Annotated in this window: 24 protein-coding genes; 10 read left to right on the top strand and 14 right to left on the bottom strand. The window is 64.3% G+C overall.

Features of this window, described 5'->3' with window-relative positions; genetic code table 11:
- Positions 1 to 7: 7 nt before the first annotated feature.
- The 7 genes from GDH07_RS16265 to gcvA form a co-directional block, all read right to left on the bottom strand.
- Positions 8 to 730, bottom strand: coding sequence for a CPBP family glutamic-type intramembrane protease (locus tag GDH07_RS16265; RefSeq protein ID WP_022643754.1), 723 nt, complete (start codon positions 728 to 730; stop codon positions 8 to 10).
- 528 nt (positions 731 to 1,258) lie between these two features.
- Positions 1,259 to 3,547, bottom strand: a complete 2,289-nt coding sequence (metE, locus tag GDH07_RS16270) for a 5-methyltetrahydropteroyltriglutamate--homocysteine S-methyltransferase (RefSeq protein ID WP_152898181.1) — start codon at positions 3,545 to 3,547, stop codon at positions 1,259 to 1,261.
- Positions 3,548 to 3,698: 151 nt separating this feature from the next.
- On the bottom strand, positions 3,699 to 4,256 hold the full coding sequence (locus tag GDH07_RS16275) for a nucleotidyltransferase family protein (RefSeq protein ID WP_343038271.1): 558 nt from the start codon (positions 4,254 to 4,256) through the stop codon (positions 3,699 to 3,701).
- A gap of 34 nt (positions 4,257 to 4,290) precedes the next feature.
- Complete coding sequence (locus GDH07_RS16280) at positions 4,291 to 4,728, bottom strand: bifunctional diaminohydroxyphosphoribosylaminopyrimidine deaminase/5-amino-6-(5-phosphoribosylamino)uracil reductase RibD (protein WP_152898183.1); 438 nt, start codon at positions 4,726 to 4,728, stop codon at positions 4,291 to 4,293.
- A gap of 15 nt (positions 4,729 to 4,743) precedes the next feature.
- Positions 4,744 to 5,073 carry a hypothetical protein gene (locus GDH07_RS16285; protein ID WP_022643751.1) on the bottom strand — a complete coding sequence of 110 codons (330 nt, stop codon included), beginning with the start codon at positions 5,071 to 5,073 and terminating at the stop codon, positions 4,744 to 4,746.
- A gap of 75 nt (positions 5,074 to 5,148) precedes the next feature.
- Positions 5,149 to 5,682 (bottom strand): GNAT family N-acetyltransferase, encoded by a 534-nt coding sequence (locus tag GDH07_RS16290; RefSeq protein ID WP_343038261.1) that lies wholly within the window; start codon positions 5,680 to 5,682, stop codon positions 5,149 to 5,151.
- Positions 5,683 to 5,731: 49 nt separating this feature from the next.
- On the bottom strand, positions 5,732 to 6,640 hold the full coding sequence (gene gcvA / locus GDH07_RS16295) for a transcriptional regulator GcvA (protein ID WP_152898184.1): 909 nt from the start codon (positions 6,638 to 6,640) through the stop codon (positions 5,732 to 5,734).
- Between the two features lie 155 nt (positions 6,641 to 6,795).
- On the opposite strand from gcvA, the gene GDH07_RS16300 reads away from it, so the two are divergent.
- Complete coding sequence (locus tag GDH07_RS16300; protein WP_152898185.1) at positions 6,796 to 7,755, top strand: DMT family transporter; 960 nt, start codon at positions 6,796 to 6,798, stop codon at positions 7,753 to 7,755.
- Positions 7,756 to 7,973: 218 nt separating this feature from the next.
- The gene (gene yfcF, locus GDH07_RS16305; RefSeq protein WP_343038262.1) at positions 7,974 to 8,606 is read left to right on the top strand and encodes a glutathione transferase; all 633 of its coding nucleotides are present in this window, start codon (positions 7,974 to 7,976) and stop codon (positions 8,604 to 8,606) included.
- A 20-nt stretch (positions 8,607 to 8,626) separates the two neighbouring features.
- On the opposite strand, the gene GDH07_RS16310 is transcribed toward yfcF, so the two are convergent.
- Positions 8,627 to 9,160: a DUF1993 domain-containing protein gene (locus GDH07_RS16310; protein WP_152898186.1), complete on the bottom strand. Its 534-nt coding sequence runs from the start codon at positions 9,158 to 9,160 to the stop codon at positions 8,627 to 8,629.
- Positions 9,161 to 9,333: 173 nt separating this feature from the next.
- Here GDH07_RS16310 and GDH07_RS16315 point away from each other — a divergent pair, with 173 nt between their 5' ends.
- The gene (locus GDH07_RS16315; RefSeq protein WP_085596598.1) at positions 9,334 to 9,768 is read left to right on the top strand and encodes a hypothetical protein; all 435 of its coding nucleotides are present in this window, start codon (positions 9,334 to 9,336) and stop codon (positions 9,766 to 9,768) included.
- Positions 9,769 to 9,787: 19 nt separating this feature from the next.
- Here GDH07_RS16315 and GDH07_RS16320 read toward each other — a convergent pair whose 3' ends face one another.
- On the bottom strand, positions 9,788 to 10,249 hold the full coding sequence (locus GDH07_RS16320; protein WP_152898187.1) for a methyltransferase family protein: 462 nt from the start codon (positions 10,247 to 10,249) through the stop codon (positions 9,788 to 9,790).
- Positions 10,250 to 10,524: 275 nt separating this feature from the next.
- On the opposite strand from GDH07_RS16320, the gene GDH07_RS16325 reads away from it, so the two are divergent.
- Positions 10,525 to 10,926, top strand: a complete 402-nt coding sequence (locus GDH07_RS16325; RefSeq protein WP_152898188.1) for a GFA family protein — start codon at positions 10,525 to 10,527, stop codon at positions 10,924 to 10,926.
- Positions 10,923 to 11,264 (top strand): hypothetical protein, encoded by a 342-nt coding sequence (locus GDH07_RS16330; protein WP_152898189.1) that lies wholly within the window; start codon positions 10,923 to 10,925, stop codon positions 11,262 to 11,264. Before GDH07_RS16325 ends, GDH07_RS16330 begins: the two co-directional genes overlap by 4 nt.
- Before the next feature lie 9 nt (positions 11,265 to 11,273).
- Here GDH07_RS16330 and GDH07_RS16335 read toward each other — a convergent pair whose 3' ends face one another.
- The gene (locus GDH07_RS16335) at positions 11,274 to 11,897 is read right to left on the bottom strand and encodes a cell wall hydrolase (protein WP_152898190.1); all 624 of its coding nucleotides are present in this window, start codon (positions 11,895 to 11,897) and stop codon (positions 11,274 to 11,276) included.
- A 249-nt stretch (positions 11,898 to 12,146) separates the two neighbouring features.
- On the opposite strand from GDH07_RS16335, the gene GDH07_RS16340 reads away from it, so the two are divergent.
- The 3 genes from GDH07_RS16340 to GDH07_RS16350 all read left to right on the top strand — a co-directional run bounded on the left by GDH07_RS16340 (position 12,147) and on the right by GDH07_RS16350 (position 16,178).
- Positions 12,147 to 12,680, top strand: a complete 534-nt coding sequence (locus GDH07_RS16340) for an RNA polymerase sigma factor (protein WP_022643740.1) — start codon at positions 12,147 to 12,149, stop codon at positions 12,678 to 12,680.
- Positions 12,673 to 13,644, top strand: coding sequence for a FecR family protein (locus GDH07_RS16345; RefSeq protein ID WP_152898191.1), 972 nt, complete (start codon positions 12,673 to 12,675; stop codon positions 13,642 to 13,644). The genes GDH07_RS16340 and GDH07_RS16345 overlap by 8 nt, the downstream gene beginning before the upstream one ends.
- 101 nt (positions 13,645 to 13,745) lie before the next feature.
- Positions 13,746 to 16,178: a TonB-dependent siderophore receptor gene (locus GDH07_RS16350; protein ID WP_178124070.1), complete on the top strand. Its 2,433-nt coding sequence runs from the start codon at positions 13,746 to 13,748 to the stop codon at positions 16,176 to 16,178.
- Positions 16,179 to 16,234: 56 nt separating this feature from the next.
- Here the strand turns inward: GDH07_RS16350 and GDH07_RS16355 are convergent, their stop codons facing one another.
- From GDH07_RS16355 to GDH07_RS16365, 3 genes are read right to left on the bottom strand one after another with little or no spacing between them, the layout of a single operon-like run.
- Positions 16,235 to 16,681 carry an NUDIX hydrolase gene (locus GDH07_RS16355; protein ID WP_022643737.1) on the bottom strand — a complete coding sequence of 149 codons (447 nt, stop codon included), beginning with the start codon at positions 16,679 to 16,681 and terminating at the stop codon, positions 16,235 to 16,237.
- 35 nt (positions 16,682 to 16,716) lie between these two features.
- Entirely contained in the window at positions 16,717 to 17,115 is a 399-nt protein-coding gene (locus tag GDH07_RS16360) for a hypothetical protein (RefSeq protein WP_152898193.1), read from the bottom strand.
- Between the two features lie 8 nt (positions 17,116 to 17,123).
- Complete coding sequence (locus GDH07_RS16365; protein ID WP_152898194.1) at positions 17,124 to 17,765, bottom strand: DMP19 family protein; 642 nt, start codon at positions 17,763 to 17,765, stop codon at positions 17,124 to 17,126.
- 164 nt (positions 17,766 to 17,929) lie between these two features.
- Between GDH07_RS16365 and GDH07_RS16370 the strand changes: the two genes are divergently transcribed.
- Together GDH07_RS16370 and GDH07_RS16375 are read left to right on the top strand one after the other, a co-directional pair.
- Entirely contained in the window at positions 17,930 to 18,295 is a 366-nt protein-coding gene (locus GDH07_RS16370; protein ID WP_152898195.1) for a hypothetical protein, read from the top strand.
- Between the two features lie 24 nt (positions 18,296 to 18,319).
- Positions 18,320 to 18,616, top strand: coding sequence for a cyclic-phosphate processing receiver domain-containing protein (locus GDH07_RS16375; protein ID WP_152898196.1), 297 nt, complete (start codon positions 18,320 to 18,322; stop codon positions 18,614 to 18,616).
- Positions 18,617 to 18,799: 183 nt separating this feature from the next.
- Here the strand turns inward: GDH07_RS16375 and GDH07_RS16380 are convergent, their stop codons facing one another.
- Positions 18,800 to 19,639, bottom strand: a complete 840-nt coding sequence (locus GDH07_RS16380) for an EcsC family protein (RefSeq protein WP_343038264.1) — start codon at positions 19,637 to 19,639, stop codon at positions 18,800 to 18,802.
- Positions 19,640 to 19,642: the final 3 nt, after the last annotated feature.

Consider the following 19,642-nt stretch of genomic DNA (forward strand, 5'->3'; position numbering starts at 1 on the left):
GCGCCGCTCACATCGGCACGGCGATCAACCAGATCACCGTGGCGTGGGCGGCGATCGCCGCCAGCACCCCATGTCGCATGCGCAAGCCGGCGCAGATCAAGCCTTCCAGCAGGGTGAACAGCAACACCGGCCAACCAGCGCTGGTAACGCTGAAAGCCAGGAAGGCATGGCAGGCAGCGAATGCCAGGGCGCTGAGCAAGGCTGCCCGCCAAGGTGCGCAACTTTGCTCCAGATACCCCTGCAACAGGCCACGGAACAGCACTTCCTCCAGGGCATTGCCGCCCAGGGCCAACAGCGCCATGCCCAGCAACCAGGAGCCGGTGGCCTGGTCCAGGTCGGTCCCGGCATAGAGGCGCAACGGCAAGCCCAGCGCCATACCGCCGAGCAGCCCCAGGGCGAGGCCCGACAGCCACCCGCGACGCTCCCAGACCACCAGTTTCCAGAGTTGTGCAGCAACGCTCGCCAGACAAGCGAGCGTTGCCAACGACAGCAGGCCCAGCCCCGCCAACACCATCGGGTTGGCGATGAAGCCGATCTGCGCGCCAGCGCCCAGGGACCACAACTGCAACGGCGTCATGACATCCCGCAACAGCACGAACCCCAGCAGCAGGATGGCGATACGCAGCCCCACCAGATGCCTGGGAGTCAGGCCGAACCACAGCGCATACAGCACCAGTCCCGGAAACAGGTACAGCAGGTAACTGCCGAGCAACGCCAGGGCGGCACTCATCGCCCGGCTCCGGCAAGCGACCGTAGCTGGCAGGAGCAGGAAAGGATGGGGTTCATGTCGGCAATCCATTGCAATGAGGGTGCGCCAGGGTGGCGCAACTCGGTGCTATGGCGCAACGCCGGATGAACGACATTCAGCGCAAGCAATGGAGCAATCAGAAGCTGCAACGGCAGCACGCCTTGAAGCGAGCCACCGCAGCCTGGGGCGACCCGGCTTCAGGTCGGGGAGATAGTGGCAAGTGCACCGATAGTGATGGTCAAGACCAGAAACCCAAACAAGAACAACGCCATCTTGGTCATCGGACCTCCTGAATATTAGGGTGCAGCGGGCCCGCTCTCCGGCCAGGGGCCGGGCGGGTGCGCCATTTTCCAAGCTCGGCTGTGCTGATAACAGATGCAGATAAACCAGAAAAATACGTATCAGATGCCCAGTCACGCCAAGCGTCGTTACCCGGCCTTGCTGTTCAGTGGGCACAAAAAAGCCGGAACCCCATTGGGAGCCCCGGCTAAAAGACCACGCAAACGACTGTCAGGCCAGTTCCCTGCGCAACTGGCGGGCGGCGGCGACCATGTGCACCAGGGCCGCTTCGGTTTCCGCCCAGCCACGGGTTTTCAGGCCACAGTCCGGGTTGACCCACAAGCGCTCGGCGGGAATACGCTTGGCCGCCTTACGCAGCAGGTTGGCCATTTCCGAGGCGTCCGGCACCCGCGGCGAATGGATGTCGTAGACCCCCGGGCCAATCTCGTTCGGATAGGCGAAGGCCTCGAAGGCCTCCAGCAGTTCCATGTCCGAGCGTGAGGTCTCGATGGTGATCACATCGGCGTCCATGGCCGCGATGGACTCGATCACATCGTTGAACTCGCTGTAGCACATGTGGGTGTGGATCTGGGTTTCGTCACGCACCCCGGAGGAGCATAGGCGGAACACCTCGGTGGCCCAGTCCAGGTAGTGTTGCCATTGCGCCCGGCGCAGCGGCAGGCCTTCGCGGAACGCCGCTTCGTCGATCTGCACAATGCGGATGCCGGCGGCTTCCAGGTCCACCACTTCGTCGCGAATGGCCAGGGCCAGCTGCCGGGCCTGGACCTCGCGGGACACGTCCTCCCGGGGGAACGACCACATCAGCATGGTCACGGGGCCGGTGAGCATGCCCTTCATCACCTTGTCGGTCAGGCCCTGGGCATAGCGGATCCACTCCACGGTCATGGCCCGTGGGCGGCTCAGGTCGCCGAAGATCACCGCCGGCTTGACGCAGCGCGAACCGTAGCTCTGCACCCAGCCGAAACGGGTGAACAGGTAGCCATCCAGTTGCTCGGCAAAATACTCCACCATGTCGTTGCGCTCGGCCTCGCCATGCACCAGGACGTCCAGGCCCAGGCGCTCCTGGATCTGCACCGCATGGCGGATCTCGCTCTGCATCGCCTCGGTGTATTCGGCGGCGCTCAGCTTGCCCTGCTTGAACGACTGGCGCGCCAGGCGGATGGAGGTCGTCTGCGGGAACGAACCGATGGTGGTGGTGGGGAACAACGGCAGGTCCAGGCCAGCGCGCTGCTTGGCGATGCGCTGGGCGAATGGCGACTGGCGCTGGCTATCCCGGGCGCCGATCGCCGCCACCCGCGCTTGCACTGCCGGCTTGTGGATACGCGGCGAGGCGGCCCGGCCGAGCTGGAGCGTCCGGCTCTGCTCCAGGGCCTTGAGCACTTGCGGTGCCTGCGGCTGGTTGACGGCCTGGGCCAGCAGCGCCACTTCCTCGCACTTCTGCACGGCGAAGGCCAGCCAGCCCTTGAGCTCGGCATCGAGCTGGTCTTCCCGGGCCAGGTCCACCGGACTGTGCAACAGAGAGCAGGAAGGCGCCACCCACAGCCGCTCGCCGACCCGCTCATGGGCATGGCGCAGGGTCGCCAGGGCCTTTTCCAGGTCACAGCGCCAGACGTTGCGGCCGTTGACCACCCCCAGCGACAACACCTTGTAGGCCGGCAGGCGGTCGAGAATGCTCGGGAATTGGTCAGGGCCGCGCACCAGGTCGATGTGCAGGCCGTCCACCGGCAGGTTGGCGGCCAGGCCGAGGTTCTCCTCCAGCCCGCCGAAATAGGTGGCAAGCAGCTTTTTCAGCGGATCGCGCTGGATCAGGTTGTAGGCACGCTCGAAGGCGTTCTTCCAGTCCTGGGGCAGGTCCAGCACCAGGATCGGTTCATCGATCTGCACCCACTCCACGCCTTGTGCCGCCAGGCGCTGGAAGATCTGCCCGTACAACGGCAGCAAGCGCTCCAGCAGCTCCAGCTTGTCGAAGTCGGCACCCTTGGCCTTGCCCAGCCACAGGTAGGTCAGCGGGCCAAGCACCACCGGCTTGACCTGGTGACCCAGGGCCCGGGCTTCCTCGACCTCCTCGAACAATTGCTCCCAGCCCAGCTGGAACTGCTGGTCGGCGCTGAACTCCGGGACCAGGTAGTGGTAGTTGGTGTCGAACCACTTGGTCATCTCCTGGGCATGGGCACCGCCGCAGCAGTTGTCGCTGACACCGCGAGCCATGCCGAACAGGGTCTGCAGGGTGGCCGGGCCGTTCTGCGGACGGAAACGCTCGGGGATCACGCCGAACATCAGGGAGTGGGTCAGGACCTGGTCGTACCAGGCGAAGTCGCCCACTGGCAGCAGCTCGATACCGGCGTCTTTCTGCAGTGCCCAGTGCGCCTGGCGCAGCTCGCGGCCAACGGCGCGCAAGCCGGCTTCATCGAGTTCGCCCTTCCAGAACGCTTCCTGGGCCTTTTTCAGTTCGCGGTCGCGGCCAATGCGCGGGAATCCAAGGGAATGAGCCAAAGCCATGACAGACAACTCCATTGTGTGAATGGCAGCCATTGTCGATAGCACGGCATGAGTGAGACAAACTCATTTTAATCCTGATCATCACAAATTACATTCATGATAAAGAATCGATATCCGTCGCCCAAACCCCATCCAGGCACTGCTCAGGTGTTCAGCCGGCTTCCAACCTGAGCAACGGCCACTTGCCCTGCCAATGCTTGGAACCCAGCCGCTCCAGGAAGATCGGCCGCTTGTCCCCCACGAACCCTGCCGTCGGCCGGATCACCAGTTGCAACAAATCGTCGAGGCCCAGCGGTGCGCACACTTCGCAGGTGTCGTCGGCAGTGAGCCTGACCGCTACCGCAGTGGCGGTTTCCGGCCAGTGAGTCATGGCATCGGCACTGGATTCATAAGGTCTATCACCATTCTTCAAATGCATGCGGGCCTGGTTCTTCACCGACCACTTCACGCCCGGATGCACCGCCAGCAGCACTTGCTCCAGTTGTCGATCGAGCTCGGCAGAACAGCGCCGGTGATCAAACCAGATGACATCCACATCGCTGTCCAGGGGCGAGCAAGCCCGGCCGTGCAGGTGGTCCCACACCGCATTGCGAACGAATCCGGCGCCGATCCAGCAATCGCCAAGCCCCAGGGCCCGCACCTGCCGCAGCAGGCGGCGGCGCAGCGGATCGGCGGCGATGATCGCCGCGACCTGGGCGGCCTGGGTCACCATGGCGCTCGGGGCTTCGCGCCATGAATCAGGCTCAAGGTGCGCCTGCCAGCAGATAGGCCCGTAGATCCTCCTTGGCCTGCGCGCCCAAAAGCCCTACCTGGACCTCGATCCCCGCCTCCCGAAGAATGCGGATACCGGCCCCGGCATTGCGCGGATCAGGATCGAGCATCGCGACCACCACTCGAGCCACACCCCGTTGCACCAAGGCTTGCGCGCAAGCCGGCGTGCGCCCCTGAAAAGAACAAGGTTCGAGGGTGACATAGGCAGTAAGCCCGCTACAGTCGCCCGGCCAGAGCTCCAACGCCATGGCTTCGGCATGATGCTCGCCTGGCGGCTGAGTGAAACCCTGGCTGACGATCTGCTGGCCCTGCACCAGCACACAGCCCACCGGTGGATTGGGCAGACAGCCGGGCAACGCTTGGCGCCCGGCAAGCAGGGCCTGTTGCATGAAATAGGCGGGGGAAGTCATAACGGCCTCGGTCAATCAGCGACGGGCCAACTTATACCTCAGGCAGTCATCGTAAAAGCTTTTACGCAACGCCTCGGGCTTGATTCGCGACGGGCTGTCGTAGGTCTGCTCGGTGATGCCCAGGGCCATCATGCGCATCCAGCCCTTGCTGAACTTGTAGACCTGGATCTTCTGCCGCGCCGCATACAGCGATACTCCCGACAACTTCAGCTCCTGGGCCCTGGCAGCCGTGCCTGCGCCCCAACTGCAGACATACCGGTCATTGGCCGCCAGCTCCCGGGCCTGGGCGCTGCACGCCCCTCCGATCAAGGCAAACGAAGTCAGCGTAATCAACACATGGCGCATTTTGCGGTCACCTAACCACCTGAAATTAAAGTGATTTTGGCGAACTTCCGGGAACCGCGGGGCCAGTACGCCGCCTCAACCGTCAAGGCAAAGTGCCTGCCAATGCTGGCCACCCATGCGATACAACCGCACCGGACGCTGATGGAACTCCATCTGCTGGTACTCACTGAAACCGGCCTTTTCGGCGACTCGCAAGGACGCACCATGGTCCGGTTCGATAATCACCACCACGCAGTCCAGGCCCAGCGGGCCGAAGACCAACGCCAGGACGCCACGCACCGCTTCGGTGGCCAGGCCGCGGTTCCAGAAACGCCGGGCCAGGCGATAGCCCAGGTTGGCTTCCCGGCCCCCACCCACCTGTTCGGGACTGACTCCGCAGAACCCCACCAATTCACCGGTGCCCCTCTCCACCAGGGCCCAGGGCCCGATGCCCTGTTCGGCGTAGCAAACCAGGCACTCGTCGATGAACCGGCTGGTGGCCTGTTCATCGCACACGCCACGCAGGGAATGCTTCATCACCCAAGGGTCGCTGAGGATTGCCGTCAAGGCCGGCAAGTCCTCGCGAGACAGCGGGCGCCCGATAAGGCGCGGGGTTTCGAATAGCGGCACAGCTGACCTTGTACAACAGTTGAACGACGTTCATTGCCAAGCGAATCGCTCAGGACGGCGAAACAGCGCCGGTAACGGCGCTCCCCGCCTCCATCAGCATCCACTCGCGCAATGCCGCCACCGCCGGGCGTTCGAGGGCAGTGGCCGGATACACCAGGTAGTAGGCCAGATCGCTGGCGATGCCCTGTGCCATGGGCGCCAGCAGCGTCCCTTCGGCCAGCTCCCGCGCCACCAGCGAGCGGCGCACCAGGGCCACGCCGAGGCCGGTCTTCGCCGCCTCGATGGCCCCGTTGCTATCGACGAACACCCGCCCCTGATGCTCATCGAGCGACGCGCCTCCTGCCGCCTCGAGCCACAGGCGCCAATCATGGCGATGTTCGTCATGCAGCAGGCACAGGTGCGCCAGCTCGGCCAGTGTCAGGATGGCCTCCGGACCCAGCAACTGCGGGCTGCACACCGGCACCAGCTGATCGTCGAGCAGGCGCTCGCTGACCAGGCCGTCGTAGCGGCCAAAGCCATGGCGAACCGCAAGATCGATGCCATCGCGAGCCAGGTCGAGCACCCGGTTGCAGGCGCTGATGCGTACATCCACCCCAGGGTTTTTTGCCTCGAATTGCCCCAGGCGTGGCACTAGCCATTGCACGGCGAAACTCGGCGTGCAACTGAGCACCAGCACCTCCAGGCGCGTGCGCCCCACCAGTTCGGCAGTGGCTTCGCGGATCATGCGAAACGCCGTCCGCAAGGTGGCGAAGTACTCTTCGCCGGAAGCGGTCAGGAGCAACCGCCGGGGCCGACGCACGAACAGCGTCACGCCCAGGGCCGCTTCCAGTTCCTTGATCTGCAGGCTCACCGCACCGGGAGTGACGTGCAGCTCGCCAGCCGCCAGGGTCACACTCAGGTGGCGCGCCGTGGCTTCGAATGCACGTAACGCGACGAGGGACGGCAACTCCATGCTCATGATTTAACCCTCCTTAATCATCCAGCGAAAAATGCTGGTTTGTCAGCGACTGAAAACTCCCAGAATAATTGGCCCCAGCACGACATCAAGTGCAAGCACTGGACGAAAAATCCGAGCAAGACTCAATCATCGATCGGCAAACGGGAGCTACAGGCATGACCAAGCAGAATGTCATGGGCGCCTCGCAATGGGGCCAGTTGCTGGTTTTGTCCGTCCTGTGGGGCGGTTCGTTCTTTTTCATCGGTATCGCCGTCAAGGAGCTGCCGCCCTTGACCATCGTCCTGCTGCGCCTGTGCCTGGCGGCCCTTGCCCTGCTGGCGGTGCTGCGGATCACGGGCCTGAAACTGCCCACCGACCGCCAGGCGTGGCAAGCGTTCCTCGGCATGGGATTGCTCAACAACCTGGTGCCCTTCAGCCTGATCGTCTGGGGCCAGACCCACATCGCCAGCAGCCTGGCGGCGATCCTCAATGCCACCACGCCCCTGTTCGCGGTTCTGGTGGCCCACCTGCTGACCGCCGATGAAAAACTCACCGGCAACAAGCTGGCCGGTGTCACGGTGGGGTTCATCGGTGTGGCGATCATGATCGGCACCGATGCCCTGGCCGGCCTCGGTGAGCAGTCGGGCGCCCAGCTGGCCGTGCTGGGGGCAGCGTTGTCCTATGCCCTGGCCGGGATCTTCGGCCGGCGCTTCAAGGCCATGGGCATTGCCCCACTGCCCAGCGCCACCGGCCAGGTCTGCGCCTCCAGCCTGTTGCTGATGCCCCTGGCACTGCTGGTGGACCGCCCCTGGACCCTGGCCCTGCCGAGCCTGCCGGTATGGGCCGCCTTGCTGGGCATCGCCCTGTTGTCCACGGCCCTGGCCTATGTGCTGTTCTTCCGCATTCTGGCCAGCGCCGGCGCCACCAACCTGATGCTGGTGACGTTCCTGATCCCGGTCAGTGCCATCGTGCTGGGCGCCCTGGTCCTGGGCGAACACCTGCACGCCAAGCACCTGCTGGGCATGGCCCTGATCACCCTGGGCCTGGTGGCCATCGACGGTCGCTTGTTCAAGCGCCTGGCCCGGGCGAAGGACAAACCCGTGGATCGCGAGAGCTTTCTCGGCCGGGACATCTAGCCGGGCAAGCGCTGCCCAGCAGCGCGTGGAGCGCCCATCCCCTGCACGCGGCCGGCTGCGCACGGGGCATCCGGCAATGGGGCGTACCGCCTGGTCGCGTATCTGCATGCTGGCGCTCAGCGCAGTATTCCCACGAAGAATAGGCCCATGAAAATCGTGCATTGTATTTCTCGCCCACGATCTCTTAGCGTGTTAGCTCCCCCATTGGAGATCATGCCGTGACCGCTTCCCGCCCGCGCCTGTACGTCGATGCCCAGTTCACCAGCCCCTATGCCATGTCCGTATTCGTGGCGCTGCGGGAGAAAGGCATCGATTTCGAAATGCTCCCGCTGGACCTCGACGCCGAGCAGAACCGCAGCCAGGACTACGCCCGGCTGTCCCAGACCCAACGGGTACCGACCCTGACCCATGAAGGGTTCGCGCTGTCCGAATCCTCGGCCATCACCGAATACCTGGAGGAGCTGTTCCCCCAGGTCCCGATCTACCCCAAGGCGCCGCGCCAACGGGCCAAGGCCCGCCAAGTGCAGGCCTGGCTGCGCAGCGACCTGCTGCCGATCCGCCAGGAGCGCTCGACCCTGGTGGTGTTCTACGGCCAGCGCGGCGAGCCGTTGTCGACCCAGGCCCAGGTGGCGGCGGCCAAGCTGATCGATGCGGCACAAGCGCTGCTGGAGGACGGGCGCCAGTACCTGTTCGACACCTGGTCCATCGCCGATGTCGACCTGGCGCTGATGCTCAACCGCCTGGTGCTCAACGGCGACCCGGTACCGGCGAACCTGGTGGACTACGCCCAGCGCCAATGGCAGCGCCCGGCGGTGCAGGAATGGGTGCAGCTGCAGCGCCCGGCACTGTAGGCACTGGCCAAGGTCACGGCTCAGTCGGCGACCGGAGCCTGGCGCAGGTAGGCGAACATGTGTTGCGCGTACTCGGCCTTGCCCAGCGGCACACCGTTGTGGCGCAGGATGTTGTAGGCGGTGACCAGGTGGAAATAGAACTGTGGCGTGGCCCAGTTGCGCGCGTACTCCTCGCCGGTCATGTCGAAGGCGATGGCGTTGGGCAGCTCGATAGCCACGGCCCGCGCACCGCTGTCATCGATCAATCGGCCATCGGCATCGGCGAGAAACGCCACAGTCTGGCGGATCAGTGCCTTGGCCTCGGCCATGTTGGCCGGCGTCGGCAGTGTGCTGACCGATTGGCCGCTCAGGCGCTCCACCGCTTCCCGGGCTTGGGTACAGGTAAAACGCACCTGCGCCGCCAGATCGTACATATCCGGGGCCAGGCGCGCATCCAGCAGGTTCTGCGGGTCGAAACCCAGCCCCCGGGCATGCTCCTCGCCCTTGGCCAGCAGGGTCTCCAGGGTATGCAACATCTGGGCGAAACAGGTGACGGTCACAGCATGGATCGACATAGGCTTGCTCTCAGGCTCGGGGTGCGCCTGGGCGCACGATGATCACAGGGCTTGCAGCCTAGCAGGTGACCAGGCCGGGCTCGACGGTGCCGACCGGTGACAAAGGTACCCGTGCGCCGATCCTGCTGTTATGGTGCGCCCCTTGAGAAATACACCGCCAGCCAATGAGGAAAATGACCTTGAGCAGTGAAGCAACAATGACCGGGGACCTGTTCGAAGTCGACAAGCGCCTGGCCCTCAAGCCCATCGTCGAGTTCAACGCCTACCTGCGCGCCGCCTTCGCCGACGGTCCCTGTGCCTGCGGCCGCTGCGTGGCCAGCCAGGGCGACGAGAGTGGCTACGAATACCGCCACAGCTTCGAGTTTTCCGGCCAGGTGGCCAGCCGCCGCTTTGCCTCCACCGCCGGTAGCGATGTGCTGCAGGCCTTGAAGAAGGCCTGGCTGTCCTACACCAAGGCCGAGCTGCTGGTACCTGGCGAACTGGAACTGGCCACGGTCAAGGAGTTCGTCGAGCCGCAACTGCACCAGCGCCTGGTGCCGTTGTTCCTGGCCAGCGGCCTGGCCCGGGAAACCGATGGCCAGTTGCAACTGCAGGTCCAGGCCGCCTGAGCCTACCCACCCCCCCCGTTCAAAGCCAGCGGCGCACCTGCCGCTGGTAAGCCGTGAAACCGCTACCGAACAACCGCTCCAGGGCTCGCTCCTCGGGGCCGATCTGCCAGCGATTCATGTACAACACGAACCCCGGTACGCCCAATAGCGCCAGGGGGCTGGCCAGGTACAGGCCCCACGCCAGCAGGCACAGGGCGAAGCCCGCGTACATCGGGTTGCGGGAGTAGCGGTAGATGCCCGAGGTGACCAGCGCCGAGGCGTTCCCCGGCTTGAGCGGATTGACCGTGGTCCTGGACCGGCGAAACGAAACCACGCCAGCGAGCGCCACCCCTACGCCGGCGCACACCAGCGGCAAGGCCAATGCCAGGCGTAGACCGTGGCCCAGTTCCAAGCCCGGCGTCCCCCAGGCCACAAGCCCCATGAGCAGCGCGCACAGCAGCGCGATCGCCGGTGGCGGAATGCGATGTTCCAGTCCCTGCATGTTTTGCCTCCCTCTTCCCATGGCCCTGTGGCCGATGCCTACAGGTTATCCGTCAGTAAGCCCGGTTAGAATGCCTGGACCTGCCTTGAAGCTGGAGCAACACCCCCACGGCACACCGATACCAGAATGGACCGAGGGGATTGAGGCGATGGAGTGCCTGGATCACTATGTCGCTCCCCACGGCGCGGGGATTGCCAGGCAACGAGTTCCAGCAAGGCCTTGCCTGCGATGACAATACCGCCCCAAGGCCCTTCCCCTTCAAGCAAGAGATGAACATGCAGAACCCCCATCGAGGCAGCTGCCTGTGTGGCGCCGTGACCTACCAGGTCCACGGTGAACTCAAGGCCGTCACCCACTGCCATTGCCGCAAGTGCCGCAAGGGCCATGGCGCCGCCTTCGCCACCTATGCCAGCACCCTGCGCGCCCACCTCGCCATCGACGACCCAGGCGCTGCGCTCAAGGCCTACGAGTCCTCGCCTGGGGTGCTGCGCCAGTTCTGTGGGCAATGCGGCTCCTCGCTGTTCTGGCACAACGCCGGGGGCCAGTTCGCCGATTGGCTGTCGATCGCCATCGCCACCCTGGACAGCGCCTTCGCCGCGCCACGGCAGAAGCACCACTGCGTGGCCACGAAAGCCGACTGGCACACCATCACCGATCAATTCCCCCAGCAGCCATGACCCGGGAATTCAGCTATGTCTGGCTGCTGCCGCTGCTGGAGCGTCCCTGGGCCAGGGTCATGGCCGACCTGCCCGGCGCAGTCGGCGAGCTGAAGATCGATGCACCGCTGCCCGAGCCGCTATCGCTGCGCGAACTGCTGCTCACCGCCCTGGGCTCCGGCTCGCCCTACTGGCCACGGTGTGCGGCCCAATGGCTGGAACAAGGGTTTCCCCTCGACCACGGGCTCTGTACAAGGCTGCTGGAACTGGTGCATGGGAAAGCCTTCGAGCAGTCCGTCGGCCAGCGCCTGGGGGCACTGGCCAAGCGCTGGCTGCGCCAGCATCTGCCAACGCCCTAGCGCCGTGCGCTAGCGGGCGGCCACATCCTTGGGCCGGTAGAACAGGAAGCTGCCGATCTCGACGGTCTTGATGTAGGCCCGGGCCCAATCCGGCGAAGCACTGCGATCGTGAAAGTACAGCGCACCGCCGGTGCGGTCCTTGAGCTGCTGGTTCAAGGCCTTGCGGGCGATCTCCTTGGCAACGCTGTAGCGCTGTTCTTCTTCCACCTGGTCCGGACGGCCATCGCACCACCAGGAGAACTGGCAAGGGCTCTTCTGCGAACCCTGCTTGACCACCTCGCATACCGTCCCGGGAAACCCCTCGTGGCCCAGGCGATTGAGTACCACATCGGCCACCGCCTCCATGTCCTCGGCCTCACCGCCCTTGGCCTCCCAATAGATGGTCCGCGACAGGCAAGTCAGGGCATCGTCCAGTGGTGCCTGGCCCGCCGGATCGACGGCCTGGGCTTCGCTCTTGCTCAGGGGAGCGGCCTCGGGCGCGGTCTTCGGGCTTTGCTTGTCCGCAGCCTTCTGCTCCAGGGCCTGGGCCTTGTCCTCGGCAGCGGCCCGGACTGCCGGCTGCGGCTCGACCGCCCAGGCTGAGATAGTCAAGGGCAGCAAGCAAAAACAGATGATCCTGGCAATCAGGTGCATGATCGATTCGTCCTGGTGAACCTTAACCACCCCGCCCCCTCGCGCTGCTGGCAAGTCGGCGGGAGCCATGATGAATCGACCATCGAGCGGCTAAAACATTCCGCGGCCAACCCAGCGCCGACCACAGAACACTCACACGGTAAAAACCTTGAGCACGACTGGAGCAGCCACTGGTAATGATACGAATTCTCATTAAAATAGCCGCCCATTCACGCTGGTGCCGCACCAGCGTAGCGAGGATCGTGGGCGATGGTGACCGGAGACAACCAACAACGACTCAGCACGCTGTTCGTCGCCCAGCGCGGTGCGTTGATCCGCATGCTGTCGCGCGTGGTCGGCTGTTCCAGCCTGGCCGAAGACCTGGCCCAGGAAGCCTACCTGCGGGTGGCCAAGGCCATGAACAGCCGCCCCATCGAGCATCTGCAACCGTTTCTCTACCAGACGGCCCAGTACCTGGCTTTCGATCATCTGCGCAACCAGCGCAGCAAGCGCCGTTTCGAATACCAGCTGGGCGACGATCGCCAGATCAACCAGGTTCCGACCGCCGCGCCGGGCCCCGATAGCCACGTACAGGGCCAGCAGCAACTGCAATTGCTGCAGCAGGTACTGGCCACCCTGCCTAAGCGCCAGCAACAAATCCTGGTTTTGCATAAACTGCACGGCCTTTCCCAAGGCGAGATCGCCCAGCGCCTGCAGGTCTCCCTGAGCACGGTGGAAAAGGACCTGCGCCATGCACTCAACGCCTGCCTCAAGGCCACCGACCGGCACGATCTTGATGACTGAACACCCAAGCAACGCCCTGCCCTGCGACGCGGCGCGAGAACAGGCCAGCGACTGGTTCGCCCAGCGCGAGGCGGTGGCTGGCAACCCACTGCTGCGCCAACGCTTCGAACAATGGCGCAACGCCGACCCACGACACGCTGCGGCCTATGAAGCCTTGCAGGCACTGTGGGAGTCCACCTCCTTCGAGCAGGCTCTGGAGCATCTGGCGCTGGATCTGGAGCTACCACCCGCGCCGCTCCCGGTACGCCGCAAACCCGCCACTGGCCGCTGGCTGGCGGCAGCCGCAGCCTTGTTGCTGATGCTCGGCGCAGGTTGGATCAGCGACTTGCCAATGCGTTTGCAAGCCGATCACCTGGCTGGAGTGGGCCAGGTGCAGGCATTCGACCTGGCCGACGGCTCCCATGTCGTCCTGGGTAGCCATAGCGCTATCAGCACCGCGTTCGACGGCGAGCACAGGCGCATCCGCCTGCTGCGCGGCGAGCTCTATGTCGAAGCCTTTCACGATCCTTCCCGGCCCATGATCATCGACGCCGGCGACGCCACGGTCACGGTGGTCGGCACGCGCTTCAGCGTCAATCGTCATGACGAGGCCGTCACGGTGGCGGTGCGTGAAGGCCGGGTGCGCCTGGCCAGCGACGATGGCGAACAGAGCCTGTTGCAGGCCGGCAACTGGCAACGGCTGGAAGACCGACACCTGCAAGCGTTGAACCCGCAAGGCAGTGAACGGCAGATGGCCTGGCTCAACGGCCGCTTGTCGTTCCAGGACATGCCGCTGGCCCAGGTGCTGGACGAGCTGCGGCGCTACTACCGGGCACCGATCCTGTTGTTCAACGATGCCGCCGCCCAGCAGCAGGTCAGCGGCAACTACCGGCTGGACGATCCGCAAGCGGTCGTCCAGGCCTTGAGCAAGGTCACGGGGACCGAGTTCACCCGCCTGCCAGGTGGCATCCTGGTGCTCCGCTGACACTCCCAAGGCACGCGAGAAAAAAGTTTTACGGCTTTGTCAGGGACAACCCGTCAGGGTGTTTGCTTTTGCAAATCATTCCTATTTCGTACGGGACTTCCATGCACTTCTCATCCCACATCCCCGCCCGCAGCATCCTGGCGCTAGCCATCTGCCTGGCCTGCGGGCACGCAGCGGCTGTCGAGCCCGCCAGCACCCCCAGCAAGCAAGAGTCGAACCTGCATAGTTTCTCCATCGCCAGGCAACCCCTGGCCGAGGCCCTGGACCAACTGAGCACCCAGAGCGGGTTGCAGATCGCCTATTCCTCGCCGATAGCCCAAGGCCTCGAATCACCGGGAGTCAGCGGCAGGATGAGCGCCGAACAGGCACTGGCCAAGATGCTGGAGGGCACCGGCCTGGGCTTCGAGCGCAATGGCCTCAATGCCGTCCTGCTGACCCGCCTGCCTGCGGTGGAGAAGAGCGTGGAACTGGGCGCGACCCAGATCATCAGCAACCAACTGGGCACCGTGACCGAGGGCTCCGGCTCCTACACCCCGGGCACCCTGGCCACCGCCACCCGGCTGGTATTGAGCCCCCGCCAGACCCCGCAATCGGTGAGCGTCATCACCCGCCAGCACATGGAAGATTTCAACCTCAACAACGTCGACGACGTGCTGCGCCACACCCCGGGCATCACCGTATCGGCCTACGACACCGACCGGACCAACTACTACGCCCGTGGTTTCTCGATCAACAACTTCCAGTACGACGGCATTCCCTCCACCTCGCGCAATGTCGCCTACTCGGCAGGCAACACCCTGAGCGACATGGCGATCTACGACCGGGTCGAAGTGCTCAAGGGCGCCACCGGCCTGCTGACCGGCGCAGGCTCGCTCGGCGCCACCATCAACCTGGTGCGCAAGAAACCCACCGCCGAATTCAAGGGGCACGCCACCCTGGGCGCGGGCTCCTGGGACAACTATCGCAGCGAGGTGGATGTCAGCGGCCCGTTGACCGACAGCGGCAATGTCCGTGGTCGTGCCGTTGCCGCCTACCAGGACAAGCAGTCGTTCTTGGACCACTACTCGCGCAAGACCGAAACCTACTACGGCATCCTCGAGTTCGACCTGTCCCCGGATACGATGCTGACCGTGGGCGCCGACATGCAGGACAACATTCCCAAGGGCTCCAGCTGGTCCGGCACCTTCCCGCTGGTCAATTCCAACGGCAGCATCAACAAGATGTCGCGCTCCTACAACAACGGTACGACCTGGAGCGCCTGGGAGCAGTACACCCGCACCGCCTTCGCCATGCTCGAACATGACCTGGGCGATGGCTGGGTCACCAAGCTGCAACTGGACCACAAGATCAACAGCTACCATGCCGAGCTGGGCTCGATCCAGTTCGACCAGCCCCAGGCCGATGGCAGCGCCGAGATCAACGGCCAGAAGTACACCGGCGAAACCAAGAGCACCTCCGCCGATCTCTATGCCAGCGGGCCGTTCAGCCTGTTCGGGCGCGACCATGAGCTGGTGCTGGGCGGTTCGATCAGCACGTCACGCTGGCAAGGCAAAGGTTACTGGGCGCCGGTCTGGCCCCAGGGCAACAAGGTGGATTTCTACAACTGGAAGGGCCACCTGTCCCGCCCCATCTGGCAGGCTCCGGCGCAGATTACCGACGACACCACGCGCCAGACTGGCGCCTACCTGACCACCCGCCTGAACCTGCTGGACGACCTGAACGTCATCCTCGGCGGGCGCGTGGTCAACTATCACCAGACCGGCCTGACCCCGTCGTACCGGGAAAGCGGGCGCTTCGTCCCCTATGCCGGGATCATCTATGACCTCAACGAGAACTTCTCGGCATACGCCAGCTACACCGATATCTTCATGCCCCAGGAGAGCTTCAACAAGGACAGGGAGCAGAAGCTTTTGGAGCCGGATGAAGGCCAGAACTACGAGCTGGGCCTGAAGGGAGAATTCTTCGAAGGCCGGTTGAACAGCAGCCTGGCCTACTTCGAGATACGCGAGAACAACCGGCCGATCTCCGACGACGCCTACAACAACCTGACCCCCACCCCGAGCAACTATGCCTACAAGGGGTCCAAGGCGGTCACCAAGGGTTACGAGGCGGAGATTTCCGGTGAGTTGAGCCCAGGCTGGCAGGTCCAGGCCGGCTACACCCACAAAGTGGTACGCGATGACAAAGGCGACAAACTCTCAACCTTCGAACCCGAGGACCAGGTCAACCTGTACACCACCTACAAGCTCAAGGGCGACCTGGACAAGTTGACCGTCGGCGGCGGCCTGCGCTGGCAGAGCAAAGGCTGGTACTCGATCTACAACAAGCCACTGGACCGCAACCAGGACATCACCCAGTCATCCTACTGGCTGGTGGACCTGATGACCCGCTACCAGATCACCGACAGCCTGTCGGCGACCCTGAACGTCAACAATATCTTCGACAAGTCCTACTACACCAACGTCGGTTTCTATAACTCGGCCGCCTACGGTGAACCGCGCAACTTCATGCTCAGCACCCGCTGGGACTTCTAAGCCTTGGCCCTGTCGGACAATGGCATCCGGCAGGGCCTGTCGCGGCCTCACTGCACTCAGTCGAGCAGACCGGCCTGCTTGAGCAACTGCTCCAGCCCCTGGGGCACCAGGGGCGCTTGCGGGCCGAAGCTCGAACTGTCGTGCCAGCTGACGGTGAAGCCCATGCCGTCGGTTTCCTCGCCGTGCAACTGGCCACGGGAGTAGACACTGGCATCGTCGAAGCGTGCGTCATACACTTGGACGATTTCGTGCCCGGGCTTGCCCAGGTAGGTGAACAGGTTCTCCAGGGTACCCAGCAGGCGCAGCTGGCTGATGGACAGGCCGAGCTCTTCCTCCACCTCGCGGCGGATGGCCTGGTCGCTGCGCTCGCCGAACTCGATGCCGCCACCCACCGGGCGGAACACCGTCTGCTGCTGATGGGGGTCGTCGAACTGATGGACCAGGATCTTGCCCTGGTGATGGAAGACACAAAGCGCCAGGGCGCGGATACGCGGTTCAGCCATGGGAAAATCCGTTTGCCGGGGGAAAAAGCGCGGCATTAGAGCATGGGCGCCGACATCTCGGCCAGGACCTCCCCGGCGAACCTTCGCAATTGCTCCGGGCTGAGCAGCAGCGAGGCGTTGACGTGCCAGTCGCTGGCGTCATCCGCGGTCGACCACAGGCTGACCTTGAGCATCCGCAACGGCTGCCAGTCGGCGCCGGCCGTCACTTGCAAGGCCAGGTCAAGGCACGCCGAGCGCCATTGCAACGGCTCCTCAGGCAACACTTGCGCCGCTTGCAGAAAAAACTCGGCCAACCCGACACAGCCCTCCAGGGGTTCGTGGACGATACGAATATGGGCCTGGAAGCCGCTGCCCCGCAGGCCAACGTCGAGCAACGGGCAGACGCCGCCCTCCTCGGCGGCGATGGACAATTGCAGCCCATCGTCCTGGGCCACCACCGCACTCATTCGCAGGCCGGCGGGTAGAAATGGCTGGCCGCCAGCGCCGGCACTTCTTCCAGCGCCGTCCACAATTGCTCGTCCAGTTCGCCACCGATCAGCTCATGCTGCTCATCGCTGAGCCGCTCGGGAATATCCCACAGGCGCTCCAACGGCGGATGGGCCTGCAGATCGCCGATCGTCTGCCGCTGGCGTTCCACCACCGCCCTGGCCCGGGTCGCACCCAATGCCTGGAGTGCGTCCAGCGCCAACTGGTAGCTGCGCTCGCCCCAGTTGCAGAAAAACTGCAGGAAACCACCGTTGTAGCCATCTGCCTCCAGGCGCCACAGGGCGACGATGGCCTGGTCCCGCTCAGGCAGGCGCTCCAGGTCCCAATCCAGCGCCTGCAGGCGCGCCATGGACTGCTCGCACACATGCTCCCAGATCCAGTCGGCGCCCTCGATCTCCAGCCCCTGCTCACCTAGTCCGGGCCACAGCACCGAGCTGCCCTGGGGCGCGATCCGCCAGGCCTGGCGCTGCTGCGCCGAGGCCTCCTGCAAGCGGCCATAACGCCCGAGGGATTGGCGCAGCAGCAAGCCATCGGCCCAGCCGAGACAGAGCCGGTCCGCTTCGAAAGCGACGTGGATGATGGGATTGGCGTTGGACAAGGCAGACCTTCCTGGCAGTGGTTTCGATCAAAGACCGGGGGCGTTGCCCCGGGATGCTTCTACACCCATCCGCCGCACGGTGTCACCCTGCATAGGCTGCAAATACCCTTGGCTCGCGTGATCTGGAACCGCTATAAAACACGACCACACCCAGGATGCTTGCAGTGTTCACCAGACTGATCGACCAGGAACTGCATCTCTACGGCAGTCCTGGCGAGTTCAATGCCATAGCCCGCGCCATTCGCAAAGACTGCCGTCAGGCTTTTGCCCTGGAGCCCGAACCTGCGCAACTCGTCAGCCTGATCCTGCGCTGCGGTGGACACCAGGACAGCATTCGCATCGAAGGGGACAGCCTCTACATCCATTTTACCCAGGCCACCAAGAACCGCCTTTGGACACACTTTTCGATGCCCCAGGAAACACCCCCGGGAGCGATGTTCTTCATCGACCGGTGCCAGGGTCATGTACCTGCTTTCGGCGATGACTGCTTGAGCCTGGTACTGCACGTCAACGCAACGCCCCCTACCTGAAACCAGCCGAGACACCCCTGCCCGATGAAAATCTACCTCGACGATGAACGCCAGACGCCCGAAGGCTGGGTGCGGACCTACTGGCCGGACGAAGTCATTGCCTTGCTCAAGGCCGGTGGCGTCAGTGAAATCAGCCTCGACCACGACCTGGGCGACGACGAACGCGGCACTGGCTACGACGTGATCCTGTGGATCGAGGAAGCCGTGGCCTTGCAGGGTTTTCGCCCGCCACGGATCAAGGTGCACTCAGCCAATGCCTCGGCCGTGGAGAAAATGCAGGCCGGAGTCCGCTCGATACAGCGGCTGGCAGCCGGGCAGTAACCGTAGGCTCTTGAGTGGCGCTAGCGACAGCCCCACGGACCTCTTCCCACTGGATAGCGGCGCCCCTGCCCCTCTCAGGGCGGCGCCAGGCCTCAATGAGCGCCACCACAGCGGGCGCCGCTTGCACATGTCCATCGGTCGAATCTGGCACGCCAGGGTTCCACCACCGGCAGCACCTGGGCTTCAGCCCACCAGCCGCTTGCCCTTGAGCTCGGCATAGGCCGCCTTGATCGGCTCGAAACCGTACTGCTGCTCCAGGCGCTTGACGATGAAATGCCCACGGGCCATGTCCTGGTAGAAGTCGGTGAACAAGGTATTGATGGTGGCGCCGGTGACCGCACCGATCACCGGCACCGCCTGGGCCGCGAACTTGCTGGAGATGGTCACGCCGTAGCGCGCCGCGACCTTTTCGATCAGCACCGCCAGCCACTTGCCCGCCTGCCCCGGCGACATCCGGCTGATGGCACTGGAGCCCTGCTTGGCGGCGATGGCGGCCAGTTCCTTGGAGAGTTGCTGCATGGCCTGGGTGGTGAAGCTGCGGGTCAGGTAGTAACCGGTTTCGCTGGCGTCGTCGGCCTCGCTGTTGCCGCCCATGGCGAACACTTCGATGCACGCCTGCTTGGTGGCGAAGTCCGTCAGGTCGAAACCTTCGCTGCGCGCCACATCGGCCACCGAGCGCATCATGATGGTGGTGGACACCGGTAGCTCGACGAACAGCGAAGCAAAACCGAAGGCGCCTCCCAAGGCCCCCGACGCGGCCGCATACAACTTGTGCAAGCGCGGCGAGGCCTGTTTCTTCGGCTGGTTGTCCAGGCTCCACAAGGCCGCATCGGCGGAACTGTGCAGTGCGGCCACCACCGCGCCGTTGATCTTCTGCGACACCACCGCCGGCAAGGCCTTGACCGCACTCTCGATGGGCGAACCCAGCAAGCCCGACAGGCGTGCGGTCAACGATGGCGACTCCAAGAGGCCCACGGCGCGCTTGAGGTCCCTGTAGTCTTGCAGGTTGTCTTGGATATTCACTGA

Origin of the sequence: Pseudomonas piscis (assembly GCF_009380155.1) — a bacterium.
Lineage (GTDB): Bacteria > Pseudomonadota > Gammaproteobacteria > Pseudomonadales > Pseudomonadaceae > Aquipseudomonas > Aquipseudomonas piscis.

What these genes read in the sequence shown, in the direction of transcription:
- GDH07_RS16265 (WP_022643754.1), bottom strand. Translation starts at nt 730, where the DNA reads ATGAGTGCCGCCCTGGCGTTGCTCGGCAGTTACCTGCTGTACCTGTTT.
- metE (WP_152898181.1), bottom strand. Translation starts at nt 3,547, where the DNA reads ATGGCTTTGGCTCATTCCCTTGGATTCCCGCGCATTGGCCGCGACCGC.
- GDH07_RS16280 (WP_152898183.1), bottom strand. Translation starts at nt 4,728, where the DNA reads ATGACTTCCCCCGCCTATTTCATGCAACAGGCCCTGCTTGCCGGGCGC.
- GDH07_RS16285 (WP_022643751.1), bottom strand. Translation starts at nt 5,073, where the DNA reads ATGCGCCATGTGTTGATTACGCTGACTTCGTTTGCCTTGATCGGAGGG.
- gcvA (WP_152898184.1), bottom strand. Translation starts at nt 6,640, where the DNA reads ATGAGCATGGAGTTGCCGTCCCTCGTCGCGTTACGTGCATTCGAAGCC.
- GDH07_RS16300 (WP_152898185.1), top strand. Translation starts at nt 6,796, where the DNA reads ATGACCAAGCAGAATGTCATGGGCGCCTCGCAATGGGGCCAGTTGCTG.
- GDH07_RS16310 (WP_152898186.1), bottom strand. Translation starts at nt 9,160, where the DNA reads ATGTCGATCCATGCTGTGACCGTCACCTGTTTCGCCCAGATGTTGCAT.
- GDH07_RS16315 (WP_085596598.1), top strand. Translation starts at nt 9,334, where the DNA reads ATGACCTTGAGCAGTGAAGCAACAATGACCGGGGACCTGTTCGAAGTC.
- GDH07_RS16320 (WP_152898187.1), bottom strand. Translation starts at nt 10,249, where the DNA reads ATGCAGGGACTGGAACATCGCATTCCGCCACCGGCGATCGCGCTGCTG.
- GDH07_RS16325 (WP_152898188.1), top strand. Translation starts at nt 10,525, where the DNA reads ATGCAGAACCCCCATCGAGGCAGCTGCCTGTGTGGCGCCGTGACCTAC.
- GDH07_RS16330 (WP_152898189.1), top strand. Translation starts at nt 10,923, where the DNA reads ATGACCCGGGAATTCAGCTATGTCTGGCTGCTGCCGCTGCTGGAGCGT.
- GDH07_RS16335 (WP_152898190.1), bottom strand. Translation starts at nt 11,897, where the DNA reads ATGCACCTGATTGCCAGGATCATCTGTTTTTGCTTGCTGCCCTTGACT.
- GDH07_RS16340 (WP_022643740.1), top strand. Translation starts at nt 12,147, where the DNA reads ATGGTGACCGGAGACAACCAACAACGACTCAGCACGCTGTTCGTCGCC.
- GDH07_RS16345 (WP_152898191.1), top strand. Translation starts at nt 12,673, where the DNA reads ATGACTGAACACCCAAGCAACGCCCTGCCCTGCGACGCGGCGCGAGAA.
- GDH07_RS16350 (WP_178124070.1), top strand. Translation starts at nt 13,746, where the DNA reads ATGCACTTCTCATCCCACATCCCCGCCCGCAGCATCCTGGCGCTAGCC.
- GDH07_RS16355 (WP_022643737.1), bottom strand. Translation starts at nt 16,681, where the DNA reads ATGGCTGAACCGCGTATCCGCGCCCTGGCGCTTTGTGTCTTCCATCAC.
- GDH07_RS16375 (WP_152898196.1), top strand. Translation starts at nt 18,320, where the DNA reads ATGAAAATCTACCTCGACGATGAACGCCAGACGCCCGAAGGCTGGGTG.